The organism is Scytonema hankhaensis NUACC26, from assembly GCF_045865695.1.
GTDB lineage: Bacteria > Cyanobacteriota > Cyanobacteriia > Cyanobacteriales > Nostocaceae > Scytonema.
This window is the reverse complement of record NZ_BAACAP010000151.1, coordinates 25,050-38,119: the sequence shown is the minus strand read 5'-3', so window position 1 is coordinate 38,119 and position 13,070 is coordinate 25,050. Positions and strand designations below refer to the sequence as shown.

Genomic DNA, 13,070 nt, shown 5'->3' with positions numbered 1-13,070 from the left:
GAGCAGATCCTCTTGGGTCTGATTGGAGAAGGTACCGGCGTGGCGGCTAAGGTACTGAAATCAATGGGCGTCAATCTTAAAGACGCTCGGATTGAAGTAGAAAAGATCATAGGACGGGGTTCGGGTTTTGTGGCGGTGGAAATTCCGTTCACGCCACGAGCAAAGCGAGTTCTGGAACTATCCTTGGAAGAAGCGCGCCAATTAGGGCATAACTATATTGGTACCGAGCATCTGCTGTTGGGCTTGATCCGAGAAGGAGAAGGTGTAGCAGCTAGAGTACTAGAAAATCTAGGCGTAGATCTATCTAAGGTGAGAACCCAAGTGATCCGAATGCTGGGAGAAACAGCTGAGGTCACTCCAGGAGGACCATCTCGCGGTAACAAAACCCCAACTTTGGACGAGTTTGGCTCGAACTTGACCCAAATGGCAGCAGATGGAAAGCTCGATCCAGTTGTAGGAAGAGCTAAGGAAATTGAACGGGTGATTCAAATATTGGGTCGCCGGACAAAAAATAATCCAGTGCTGATTGGGGAACCAGGGGTTGGTAAAACAGCCATTGCTGAAGGTCTAGCTCAGCGCATTGCTAATAAGGATGTCCCGGACATTCTAGAAGATAAGCGCGTTGTGACTCTGGATATCGGTCTGCTCGTCGCAGGTACTAAGTACCGAGGTGAGTTTGAAGAACGCTTGAAGAAAATCATGGATGAAATTCGTCAAGCGGGTAACGTCATTCTTGTCATAGACGAAGTACATACCCTCATCGGTGCAGGTGCAGCAGAAGGCGCTATCGATGCAGCAAATATCCTCAAACCAGCTTTGGCACGAGGTGAATTGCAGTGTATCGGTGCAACAACTCTAGATGAATATCGCAAACACATTGAGCGTGATGCAGCCCTAGAACGTCGCTTCCAACCAGTGATGGTAGGTGAACCGTCAGTAGAAGAAACTATTGAAATTCTATATGGACTGCGCGATCGTTACGAACAGCACCACAAATTAAAAATCTCTGATGAAGCATTGGTAGCGGCGGCGAAATTATCCGACCGCTATATTAGTGACCGTTACTTACCAGACAAAGCAATTGACTTGATTGACGAAGCTGGTTCTCGGGTACGCTTGATCAACTCCCAATTGCCACCCGCAGCAAAAGAGTTAGATAGAGAACTGCGTCAGATTTTGAAAGAGAAAGATGATGCAGTCCGCGCTCAAGACTTTGACAGAGCAGGGGAATTACGCGATCGCGAGATGGAAATCAAAGCAGAAATTCGCGCTATTGCTCAAAGCAAGACGAATTCAACCCGCACTGAAGGTGATGAACCTGTTGTAACAGAAGAGGACATTGCCCACATTGTTGCTTCTTGGACGGGAGTTCCTGTGAACAAACTCACAGAATCCGAATCCGAGAAGTTGTTGCATATGGAAGATACTCTGCACCAGCGCCTCATCGGACAAGAAGATGCTGTGAAAGCGGTTTCGCGAGCCATTCGCCGCGCCCGTGTCGGTTTGAAAAACCCCAATCGACCAATCGCCAGCTTTATCTTCTCCGGTCCAACAGGTGTAGGTAAAACTGAATTGGCAAAAGCCCTAGCTTCCTACTTCTTTGGTTCTGAAGAAGCAATGATCCGCTTAGATATGTCCGAATACATGGAACGCCACACCGTCAGCAAGCTGATCGGTTCGCCTCCTGGATATGTCGGGTATAACGAAGGCGGTCAGTTGACAGAAGCTGTACGCCGTCGCCCCTACACAGTTGTACTGTTCGACGAAATCGAAAAAGCGCACCCCGACGTCTTCAATATGCTGCTACAAATTTTGGAAGATGGTCGCTTGACTGATGCGAAGGGTCGCACGGTAGATTTCAAGAACACCTTGCTGATTTTGACATCCAACATTGGTTCTAAGGTGATTGAGAAGAGCGGTAGCGGATTTGGTTTCGACGTTGCTGATGATGTATCCGAAGCACAGTACAACCGGATTAAGTCTTTGGTGAACGAAGAACTCAAACAGTACTTCCGTCCAGAATTCCTCAACCGTCTGGATGAAATCATTGTCTTCCGTCAGCTGTCCAAAGAAGAAGTGTCGCAAATCTCCGACATCATGCTCAAGGAAGTCTTTGGTCGCCTAGCCGAAAAAGGCATTACCATGGAAGTCACCCAAGGATTCAAAGACCGTCTCATCCAAGAAGGTTACAGCCCAAGTTACGGTGCAAGACCGTTACGTCGGGCTATTATGCGCTTGTTGGAAGACAGCCTTGCTGAAGAAATTCTCTCCGGTCGCATCAAGGAAGGCGATACAGCCATTGTTGATGTCGATGATACTGGCAATGTGACTGTTAGAGGCGAACAGCGTCGGGAATTGTTGACACCGGGCGTTGAGTCGTAAGCAAAGAGCGGTGTTAACGAACAATTAAAAATGCCCTCACACTGGAAGTGTGGGGCTATACAAACAAAGTCCGCCTGCGCGGACTTTTTTATTGAGGTGAAAGTCTTAGCTTGTGGAAGAAGTCTTAGCTTGTGGAAGAAGTCTTAGCTTGTGGAAGAAGTCTTAGCTTGTGGAAGAAGTCTTAGCTTGTGGTACGGGCGTCCCCGCCCGTACTGAATGAGAAGGCGGGCGAGGACGCCCACCCCACAAGAATGCTTCCAAATAAATTACTATACAAGCTGCTATCGAATCACCTGTATATTTATCCCTAGTTCTAAATCAGCCCAAGCTCGATCGGTAGTTAATATTGGCAAACCCAAAAATTGACCGAGTGCTAAGCACGCTCGATCGCCTAATGACAATCCAGACTGTCTCGTTAACGGACGTAAAATTCCCGCACGATAAGCCATTTCAGTGTCAAAGTAAATAATCTCTAAACCCAAACTACTGATAACTTCCCTGATTTCTGTCTCAGACATTCCACTCTCAGCAAATCTAGCTATGACTTCGCTCAAATTCACACTACTAATAGCAGCTTCAGTCAGAACACTGATTACCCTTTCACTACCAAGCTCATTGTTTAAAAGCGCCAAAATAGCAGAAGCATCTAAAACATAATTACTCACGTAAACTCTCCTGACGGCGTTCTGTTATTAGCTCATCACTCAGCGATCGCCCTTCGGGAACATATCTACGTACTATTTCTTGCGCTCGTTTAATTGCCTGTTTTAGTGTACAAATTCTTACTTCCCCATTCATTAAACCAATCATGACTTCATCGCCTACTTCCAATTCCAGTTGTTTGCGATACTCTGATGGAATAACAATTCTGCCACCTTCAGAAATCTTTGTCTTAAGGGACTTGCATATGACATATTTTTATAATTTTGACATAAAGAATTATATTCTGTTTTTTTTATACAGATTTTTCTCTAAACAAGACATTATTAACCTATCTCTAAAAATCATAAGTAATGTTAAATATTTTAAAAATTCTTATAAGATTTAAATAGAGGTAGTAAAAATAGGGTAAAAAATAAAAAAAACATTAAATTTTTAGCCTTAACTTCCTCTATATTAAGTTAAAGGATTTTTACCAACTTGTTTGATATGCAGAGCAATACGCTTGGAGTGGTAATATAATGCAAATAATTCCACGCTCGCATTACGATCGAGAGCCACGCCTAAAATTGGAACCCAAGCAAAGATTAAATCCACCACAACCCGCCTTTTTTGAGGAAACGGGTGTTAGGAGTACGCGCCAGTGTAGTTGGGGGAACACGGAACTCGACCAGAACCAACGCATTGCCATTTTTATAGATGGTGCAAATTTGTTTTATGCAGCAATGCAACTGAGTCTTGAAATCGACTACACCAAACTCTTGCATTTTTTAGTCAAAGGTCGTCAATTACTTCGTGCTTATTTTTACACAGGTGTTGACTACACCAATGAAAAACAGCAGGGGTTTTTGCTGTGGATGAGTCGTAATGGTTACCGAGTTGTGAAAAAAGAACTCACTCAGCTTCCAAATGGCGCTAAAAAAGCGAATCTAGATGTGGAGATGGCTGTCGATATGATAACTTTGGCAAAACATTGCGACATTTTGGTTCTTTTAAGTGGAGATGGAGACCTAGCTTATGCAGTTGATACTGTTGCTTACCGAGGTGTTCAAGTTGAGGTAGTCGGTCTTAGTTCTATGACGAGCGAATCTCTAATTAAAGTTGCTGATTGCTACACTGATTTGGAAGATATCAAACAAGAGATTCAAAAAACTAGATTTCAAAATTCGCGATAATTTAAGTAGTTTTCCCCTACTTTTCACTCCCTACCTTTGGCAAGGTAACAGTTACTTGTGTTCCTTGTCCTAACTGACTTTCTAAAATTATTTGACCGTTGTGTAACTCTATGCACGCTTTGGCAATTACCAGTCCCAATCCCGTTCCAGGTATTGTATCAACGTTACTACCACGATAAAAAGGTTGAAATAAGTTTTCTCTATCTTCTAGTGGTATCCCAATTCCTTCATCTTTGATGCAAACAGTCACTTGTAAATCTCTGTTAATGAGACAGATGTCTATGTTACCTCCATTAGGAGAGTATTTAATTGCATTAGACACTAAACTGGCAAAAATTTGCCGTAAGAGAACTCCATCACCCCAAAATCTTTTGGGTTCGCCCATAGGTTGGAAAATTAATTTATGGAGATCGCTCGCTTTATATTGCTGTTCTGCTATTAAATTGGAAAAAAAGTGAACTAAATCTATTGGTTGTAGCTTGAACTTCGCCTGACTTAACTCAAATTTTTGAAACAGAAACAAGTCATCAACTAACTGTGTCATATGACGCGCTTTCTGTTCGATAGTTTGGAGAAACTTCTGTTGCTTGAATTCATCAAGCCTGTTCTTGTATTGCTTTAAGGTTGATGCTGCAGCTAAGATTGCAGCTAAAGGTGTTCGATACTCGTAAGAAACAGTTGTAATAATCTGAGATTTAAAGGCATTAAGTTTTTGTTCTTTAACAAGGTCTGCTTTTGTTTGAGATAACTGTTCGGCTTGCTGGATCGCGATCGCTAAATGCACAGATAAGTCTTTAAGGATAGCTATTTCTGAGTGTTGCCATTGTCGTTGTCCGGTACATTGATGGGCAATCAGCAAACCCCAAACTTTTGCTTTAGGTTCTGTAGAACAATCTAATGTTATGGGGAGCGTTATATTGGAGGCCTCATGTCTGTTTTGAGAAGCAACAACTTCCTGATTTTCTGATTTTTGATTTTGGGTTTTAAGTACCTTTTCCTCACAATTCAATGTGCTATCAGACGGCGGACAAATTTGGTAGTTTAATAGGTGACGACAGTTGAGATTCGAGCCTGTTTCACAAACCTTAGATATGTCTAGTTTGCATGTCTTATCCTGATTTTCAATAATTCCTTGCCACAAGCAAGGTTCTTGTATGCACAATTCAACGAATTGTTCAACTTTATCGCTATCTGTTTGTGGAGAAAACTGATAAATTGTGACGCGATCGCACTGCAAAAGCTGCTGTACTTCTGCTACAGTTGTTGTCAGAATCTGCTCTAAATTTAAAGATTGACGAATTCTTAAAGCCGTCGTCGCTACAAGGCGCTGACGTTCCCGTGTTTTGCTAAGCTGAGATTGGGAATGCGATCGCTCGACCGCTCTGCGGACTGCTGATTGTAGAGCATCTGGTTTGAGACGTTGCTTTACCAAATAATCTTGAGCACCTTTTTTGATAGCTTGCGCTGCCACTTCTTCATTACCATGCCCGGAAAGCACGATTACAGATGGAGCTACCTCAAATTTCTCTTGCCTCAACTTATCTAATATTTCCAACCCGCTCATATCGGGCAAGCAAAAATCAAGCAAGATCGCATCACAAGCCATAGTTTGTGATAATGCCAATCCATCCCTTGCAGAATCTGCCTCTAAAATTTCGTATGACTGGTGCGGGTCTTTTAATAGATACCGACGGTATATTCTCCGGTCTTCTGCACAATCATCAATGATCAGTAGTTTGCTTGAGTTTGGCATAAGTCACCAATAAAGGAGATACTCGCACTCCTTTATCTATTCTTGCAGACTATTATACTTACATGATAGAACATTAGAAATTTATAAATAAAATCTTAAATTTTGATAGGGGACTGGGGATTGGCGATTGGGGCGTAAGCATTTTTACTCGTTCCCATGCTCTGCATGGGAACGAGGGATGACAGTGCAAACCCCTACTCTCTAAGGAGGAGTATTCGCTTCTAGCCAATAATTTACGAAGGCTTGAATTGTTTTTTGCAAATCTTGAAAATCCATTGGCTTAATTAGATAGCCATTTGCCCCTTTCTTGTAGCATAATTCAATATCCGTAGGGTTAGAAGACGTAGTAAAAACGACGATAGGAATTTCTCGCAAACTCCTATCCTGCTTTAGACGTTCTAAAAGATCGCGACCATCAATACCTGGTAAATTAAGATCTAGCAGGATAATGGAGGGTCGTGGCGCTATACCAGGATCTTGATAATCCCCTTCCTGATAGAGAAAGTCTAAAACTTCGTCTCCACTCGTACAGCGATAAATTGGATTTTGAACAGCTAAGCGCCGCATCAGGCGTTGCAACATCTTAAAGTCCTCGTTGCTGTCCTCAACAACAAGTAGAGGTTCATTAAGTTTTGTCACCGTCATTATTTTTTTAAACAGTTGTCATATAATAGATGGTTTTATCAAATATTAACTTATCCGAATGTGAAATAGAACGTTGAGCCAACATCTAAAGTAGACTCAACCCAGATCTGACCACCATGACGCTCAACAATCTTCTTAGCAATAGCTAAACCCGCACCTGTCCCGCCACCATATTTTTCTTGTGAATGGAGACGCTTAAAGAGACGGAAGATAGTGTGATAGTGGTGTTCTGGAATGCCTATACCATTATCTCGGATGTAGAGGATTGGGGAAGGTGGGGCCCCCTCTGGGGATAAGGGGTAATGGGGATTGGGGAAGGTGGGGCCCCCTCTGGGGATAAGGGGTAATGGGGACTGGGGATTGTAAAAGCTATTCAATTTTTTCTTGTCTTCTTTGTCTTCCTTGTCCCCAGTCCCTATTCCCCAGTCGCTATTCCCTTCTTCCACAAAACCAATTTCAATCCATTTTTCTGCTTTGTTATTGTATTTGAAAGCATTGACGATCGCGTTAATAAAAACTTCGCTCACAAGAACCGGGTCGCATTCAATTGTGGGTAAATTCTTAGCCATGCGAATCTCAAGGTTAGCTTGGGGATAGCTTGCATAAAAGACACCAATGGCTTGCTCGAGCGATTCGTTGAGATTGGTCGATTGTCTCTGAAGTTCTGCTTGACCTAATAGCGAGAGGCGTAATAAGGCATTAATCAGACTTTCCATCCTCTGGGATAAAAAAACTACTGTTTGTAAGTAGTCAATTCCATCCTCATCAAGTAAGTGAGCGTAATCTTCTAGTAAAACATTTGAGTAGTTATAAATCCCTCGCAAAGGTTCTTTTAAATCGTGAGATGCAGCATATGCAAAAGATGCTAACTCGCGATTACTTTGCTCCAACTCATTGTTAATTTTGGCTAACTCATCTGCTTTGGAAATAACGATCCCCACAATGGCATTTCTGAGAGCAAGAGCGCTATCAAGTTCGCACGATTTCCACGGTAAGGAAGTCAATCGAACTGTTTCTTGCCATTTCTCAAAAGATTTTCGAGGCGAAAGAGTCACGCCCCCATTGGTATCAACTTTAACCGATTCATTTGGATTACCCGCCCAAGTCACTGTTTGAATCACCTCTGGACGAAACCAAAGAATGTAATATCGCCGCACTTTGGAAATCCGTAAGAGCAGCAAACCATTAGCAGTCTCTTTGAAGATAATAGCTTTTGGAAAAAGCTGTGGTAGAGAATTGGTGGAAAACAAGTTGTCGCTAATTTGAGTATCCGCCCATTCAATGAGAGTGCGAACTTCCTCAAGACTTGGAGTTGCTCCCACAAGAGTGATGTCATTATCCAGACAAACTGCAGAGCCTTTAGCATTAACTAAATCCAACAAGCGAGGTTCGGGAAAAATAAGTGCTTCTCTAAAATTATCGGCTTGGGAGATGGATTCTATAAATTCAGTTTGTAATGATTTAAGCTTTACTTTGTAGTCAAATTCTGACTGACTGACTTTGTGAACTAACTCTGATGACATAATTTGTCCCAGAAACTCACAAATTTTCCTAACTTCCCAAGTCAAATATTTTACAGTTTTGTGATGGCAGGAAATCAATCCCCAAAGTGTTTGTTCCCGAATTATCGGTACAACAAGCATGGCTGACACGCCCATGTTTTGATGGTATTCAACACAACAACGATGTACGCTTCTCAGGACGGATCTGCTTAAATCTAATGGCTGTTGAGTTTGGGGATTGTTGACTGGAATGAGACTGACGGGTTGAGCATCAAAATTGGGAATAAATCGGAGCAAACAGCGCGTGTACAATGCTCTTGCTTCGGTGGGAATATCTGTTGCAGGATAATGCAGTCCGAGAAGTGGTGACAAATCCTCTCGTTTATCTTCAGCAATAACGATCCCCGCTCCCGATGAGTCAAATTGATAGACCATCACTCGGTCAAACTCTGTAATTTTTCGGACTTCTGATGCTACCAATTGCACAAAATCTTTGAGATTGGGTGTTTTTTGCATTTTGGCGATCGCTCCACTTGTCAAAGCATGGAAGTTCAAAAAACTCATTTGTGTGAGAGAGTCAATGGGTTCTAGCTCAAGAATGAGTATTTGTTCTGTCATGTTAACAATGCCGTCAAAGTATTTTTCTCCTTCGTGAGTGAGAATTGACAGCTTGAAGGAAGTCACCGTCTCTTCCTGTTGTTGCAGGGCTTTTTGGATACTTTCGAGTTGTGTTGCGTTCAGTAAAGTACTGAGGGGTTGACCCAGTAAATCTTCTGGCTTTTGACCTAAGTGTTCTTGTGTATTATTACTAACTTGCAGAATTTCTAGCTGAGGACTCAATGCCAGCAAAACCCCATAAGGTTGAATTGAACCGGGAATATGAAGATTTTCGTAGTTCGTCATTCGCGAGTTAAAGGCAAACCCAACCAATTACTTAATTCATATCCTAACCATTCAATTTCAGGTTCGCCATGAATTAAACCTTTCCTTCCACCTAGTTGATACTCATGCACTCCTACCCAAAGTGTCAGTTTTGGTGGAATTTCTATTCTATTACCTTGAAAGTCATTTGTATAAGTTTTTGGAGTATAAACTATTTTAGTAATGTCTCTTATTGCTGCAGGAGGTATGCGATTATATTTAAATCCTAACAATTCCCATGTAAAGCAGATTGAAAATCGATTTAACTTCAATCGGCTATATCTCAACAAAGGAAATAAAACAGAAGACATCATCTGAACGCCAGCACCCCAAAAGGGAAGCGAGAACAAAACAAAAGGGATATTGATGGGAAAAGGCAGAAAAAAGGCGGTAATCGTCCAAAAAATAATAAATGAATTCCAGGAAATTGCAAACAAAGCCATAAAAATCATTGATGGCTGAAACCCAACGGGAGGAACAAGAATTTCTAAAAAATTCTCATCTTTCTTCAAGTGAATTTTGCTATTTGCTGGTTGAGAAATTTGACAAACTAGAACGTTATTGCGATCGCTCTCATCGTTGTTCTTTAACTTTAACTCGCCTTGTTCCAAAGCGAACCGTGCTTCTGGTGCGGAACTCAAACGTTTGTCTAAACTGGGTTGAGTCATCCACGCCAACCAGTTAGTCAAACTGGGACTGAGGGTTGCTGCTTGTTCAAATTGAATTCGCAAGTCTTTTTGAGGTAAGTCTGCTGGATGAGACCCCGTAACTAAGTAGATTAAAGTCGCACCCAAACCGTAGAGGTCAGAAGCAGGAACCGTGCGTCCGCCAAACTGTTCTGGAGGCATATAGCCGTAAGTCCCTACAACAGTCCTGGTTCCCTCTTCTTCCATCGCTGCTGTTTGCACCGACCCGAAATCTACCAGATATAACTGTCCTACAGTGTTTCCCGAACGATTTGTCAACAAAATGTTACTAGGCTTAATATCGCGATGAATGGTAGGAGGCTTGCGATCGTGTAGATAAATAAGAATATCTAATATAGATTTAGCTATTTGTTTAACTTCGTTTTCCGTAAAAGTACGACCAGCTTTTATATACTTCTCTAAAGATTGAGCCGGAATATAGGTTTGGACGAGACCAAACCCTTTTAGGGTAGGTGAATCTACTTCAAAATAATCTAGATAGCTAGGAATCGAGGAATGTGATAAGGTTTTTAGGGTTTCAGCTTCCCGCTCAAACAGTTTGAGATCGTCCCACTCAAAATCACTGTTAAAAGATAGTAGTTTAACGACTACCAATTCTCCTGTCAGTAAATCTCGCGCCAACAGCGTTCGCCGCCCAGCTTTTTTCCCCATAAGCTGCTGTACTTCATATCGATTGCCCAATACCTGACCGTTCATTGACTGACTCGTTTTAACTGAAACCTTTTGTATTAATTTTATTTACCTAAGTTAGGCAAACTGACTATCCTTACTATAGCTGTACTTTGACTTGAGAGATGCCCTCCCAACTTTGGCCTTACATCACTCCTGGTATTCCAGATGAACTGTTTGAGCGTTTGCCGGGAATTCCTCTAAGCAAACGAGAAATTCGGCTGCTGTTATTGTCCCAATTACGACTCAAACCCGATACAGTTTTATGGGATATTGGTGCGGGAACGGGTACGATTCCAGTAGAAGCAGGTTTGCTCTCTCCTAACGGGCAAATTATTGCTGTAGAGCGCGATGAAGATGTAGCAAATTTGATTCGACACAATTGCGCTCGCTTTGAGGTCAAGAATGTCAAAGTCCTGGAAGGCAGTGCTCCAGATTGCTTGCACGATATCAATATAGCTCCCGATCGCGTCTGTATTGAGGGAGGTCGTCCCATCCAAGAAATCATGCAAACAGCATGGCAATATTTGTTACCATTAGGTCGAGTGGTTGCCACAGCTGCCAATCTAGAAACCCTATATTCTATTTCTCAAAGCCTTTCGCAATTACAAGCGAGAAATGTCGAAGTCGTTCAATCGGCTGTGACTCGATTAGAAACGAGAGGTTCTTCACAGACTTTTACGGCTGTCAACCCCATTTTTATCCTAAGTGGTGAGAAACTAGATTAGAACTGAATGATGAATTATGAATTATAAATTATGAATTCATGATTCAGCATTCATAATTCATAATTCATAATTTTGTATCTATGCCTTGGTCTCGTATTATTAGCGGAATTATTGCAATAGCTTTGGCGATGAGTGCCACCCTTTTAGGTGGATGGTACTTCACCATCTTATTTGCGATTATTATTTTTTTAGGTCAACGAGAGTATTTCGATCTCGTGCTAGCCAAAGGAATGGCTCCTGCTGCCAAAACCACTATCGTTGTCAGTCAAGTCTTATTGGTCATTTGTACTCTAGATGGTAATTTGGCAGATGCAGTTATGCCAGTAGCCGGAACTTTTATTTGTTTTTACTTGCTATTTCAGCCTAAAATGGCGACAATTGCGGATATTTCTGCTTCTATTTTAGGATTATTTTATACTGGATATTTACCGAGTTACTGGGTTCGATTGCGATCGCTTGACAATACAGGCATTACCGATTTACCTACGAGCGATCGCTTATCTAAATTATTAGATATCCTGCATCAGGGAGACCTCAGCCTACTCCCGCAAGGCTTGACAGCAACATTACTCACTTTTTTATGTATTTGGGCATCTGATATTGGTGCGTATGTTGTGGGGAAATTTTTTGGAAAAACGCCTTTATCTAACATTAGCCCCAGAAAAACTGTTGAAGGTGCAGTATTTGGCGTATTTGCTAGCGTTGTCATAGCTCTGTTAGGATCTTACTACCTCAAGTGGACGAAGTTTCCTTTTACGGGTATAGCTATAGGTTTGTTAATTGGGATTGCTGGTCTATTAGGGGATCTCACGGAATCTATGCTAAAGCGCGATGCGGGAGTTAAAGATTCTGGACAACTGATCCCCGGTCATGGAGGAATTTTAGATCGTACTGATAGTTATATCTTTACGGCTCCTTTAGTGTTTTACTTCGTGACACTTCTGTTGCCGTTACTGAGTGTGGGGATTGAGAAATAGGGCATTGGGCATGGGAAAAGAATTACTCTTTTCCTGCTAGAAGATTACCTATGAGCGTAGGGTGGGCATTGCCCATTCCGCTCTCTTTTCCCAAAGTATATAATTAAAAGTAATCTAATTTATTGTTTAAATTTTAATTTCTAATTGTTATGGATTGACATTAATTCGTCCGCGACACACTAACTTACCTGAGTGTAGGGTTAATTCTTGGATGTCAACATCCGATCCCAGATCGAAATATAATTCGCGTTCGATCCCCTCAAGCGAAGATGCTGTATTACTTTGAAGTTGAATGTCTTGAAGTTGTAACTCATGGGAACTTAGTAATCTTAAGCCCATAGCAATCTCTAAGTGAGAGGGTTGATATTCGTCTATTAATGTAGCATAAAGCACAGCTTTACTGTTATCCAAGTTAATTTTTTGCCAAAGAACTGACTTGGATTTTCGCTGCTGTTCTGGTAATAGTTTTACCAGAGCATCATTTAAACCACTCAATAATAGAGTAGCCGAAAGAGAAGCATTCAAGTCTTCCTCTGTCTGGATCAACTCGCCTACCACTGGTACTGTGTCTAACAGTTTCAGAGGTTGTCCCTTGAGTACTGAGCCAATGTTGACGCGAATATTTTCTGCCGCTATTTGAATTTTTGTAAGATGGAGACCTTGGTAAACAGCATGACTGGCGACAATAGATACAAAAGGGATGCATCCGGAAAGGAGTTGGCGATCGCTCGCTTTAATTTCTACCTCAAGTCGATCGACTTGGCTCACTTGTGCTCTCAACCAAAGCTTGAGCGCGGTTGTTAGTACGTTAGTGACTATGCGGATCTTATTTGGATTTCGAGTTTGAGAATTGTTTTGTTGCATCTAACCGTTTTACCTATGGGTATTTTGTCAAAAAAAACCGGGTTTGAAACAAGTCTTAACTTTACCACCTATGGCGGGTTACTACAA

The 13,070-nt window shown here is 41.8% G+C and carries 11 protein-coding genes; 4 read left to right on the top strand and 7 right to left on the bottom strand.

What is annotated here, in order from left to right:
* Positions 1-2,382 (top strand): ATP-dependent Clp protease ATP-binding subunit (locus ACKTT2_RS10975; RefSeq protein ID WP_407886613.1); only part of this gene is annotated, 2,382 nt, incomplete at its 5' end.
* Positions 2,383-2,663: 281 nt separating this feature from the next.
* Here the strand turns inward: ACKTT2_RS10975 and ACKTT2_RS10970 are convergent.
* Entirely contained in the window at positions 2,664-3,047 is a 384-nt protein-coding gene (locus tag ACKTT2_RS10970) for a type II toxin-antitoxin system VapC family toxin (protein ID WP_407886611.1), read from the bottom strand.
* Positions 3,040-3,267, bottom strand: a complete 228-nt coding sequence (locus ACKTT2_RS10965; RefSeq protein WP_407886615.1) for an AbrB/MazE/SpoVT family DNA-binding domain-containing protein — start codon at positions 3,265-3,267, stop codon at positions 3,040-3,042. The genes ACKTT2_RS10970 and ACKTT2_RS10965 overlap by 8 nt, the downstream gene beginning before the upstream one ends.
* Positions 3,268-3,563: 296 nt before the next feature.
* On the opposite strand from ACKTT2_RS10965, the gene ACKTT2_RS10960 reads away from it, so the two are divergent.
* Positions 3,564-4,217, top strand: coding sequence for a LabA-like NYN domain-containing protein (locus ACKTT2_RS10960; RefSeq protein ID WP_407886609.1), 654 nt, complete (start codon positions 3,564-3,566; stop codon positions 4,215-4,217).
* A 16-nt stretch (positions 4,218-4,233) separates the two neighbouring features.
* Here ACKTT2_RS10960 and ACKTT2_RS10955 read toward each other — a convergent pair whose 3' ends face one another.
* The 4 genes from ACKTT2_RS10955 to ACKTT2_RS10940 all read right to left on the bottom strand — a co-directional run bounded on the left by ACKTT2_RS10955 (position 4,234) and on the right by ACKTT2_RS10940 (position 10,441).
* Positions 4,234-5,970: a hybrid sensor histidine kinase/response regulator gene (locus ACKTT2_RS10955; protein WP_407886607.1), complete on the bottom strand. Its 1,737-nt coding sequence runs from the start codon at positions 5,968-5,970 to the stop codon at positions 4,234-4,236.
* A gap of 201 nt (positions 5,971-6,171) precedes the next feature.
* Positions 6,172-6,615, bottom strand: a complete 444-nt coding sequence (locus ACKTT2_RS10950) for a response regulator (protein WP_407886605.1) — start codon at positions 6,613-6,615, stop codon at positions 6,172-6,174.
* Between the two features lie 50 nt (positions 6,616-6,665).
* Positions 6,666-9,020, bottom strand: a complete 2,355-nt coding sequence (locus tag ACKTT2_RS10945; protein WP_407886602.1) for an ATP-binding protein — start codon at positions 9,018-9,020, stop codon at positions 6,666-6,668.
* Positions 9,017-10,441 (bottom strand): serine/threonine protein kinase, encoded by a 1,425-nt coding sequence (locus tag ACKTT2_RS10940; protein WP_407886600.1) that lies wholly within the window; start codon positions 10,439-10,441, stop codon positions 9,017-9,019. Before ACKTT2_RS10940 ends, ACKTT2_RS10945 begins: the two co-directional genes overlap by 4 nt.
* A gap of 98 nt (positions 10,442-10,539) precedes the next feature.
* Between ACKTT2_RS10940 and cbiT the strand changes: the two genes are divergently transcribed.
* Together cbiT and ACKTT2_RS10930 are read left to right on the top strand one after the other, a co-directional pair.
* Positions 10,540-11,142, top strand: coding sequence for a precorrin-6Y C5,15-methyltransferase subunit CbiT (gene cbiT / locus ACKTT2_RS10935; RefSeq protein WP_407886598.1), 603 nt, complete (start codon positions 10,540-10,542; stop codon positions 11,140-11,142).
* An 80-nt stretch (positions 11,143-11,222) separates the two neighbouring features.
* Positions 11,223-12,119: a phosphatidate cytidylyltransferase gene (locus tag ACKTT2_RS10930; protein ID WP_407886596.1), complete on the top strand. Its 897-nt coding sequence runs from the start codon at positions 11,223-11,225 to the stop codon at positions 12,117-12,119.
* Positions 12,120-12,266: 147 nt separating this feature from the next.
* Here the strand turns inward: ACKTT2_RS10930 and ACKTT2_RS10925 are convergent, their stop codons facing one another.
* On the bottom strand, positions 12,267-12,983 hold the full coding sequence (locus tag ACKTT2_RS10925) for an LmeA family phospholipid-binding protein (protein ID WP_407886594.1): 717 nt from the start codon (positions 12,981-12,983) through the stop codon (positions 12,267-12,269).
* Between the last annotated feature and the right edge of the window lie 87 nt (positions 12,984-13,070).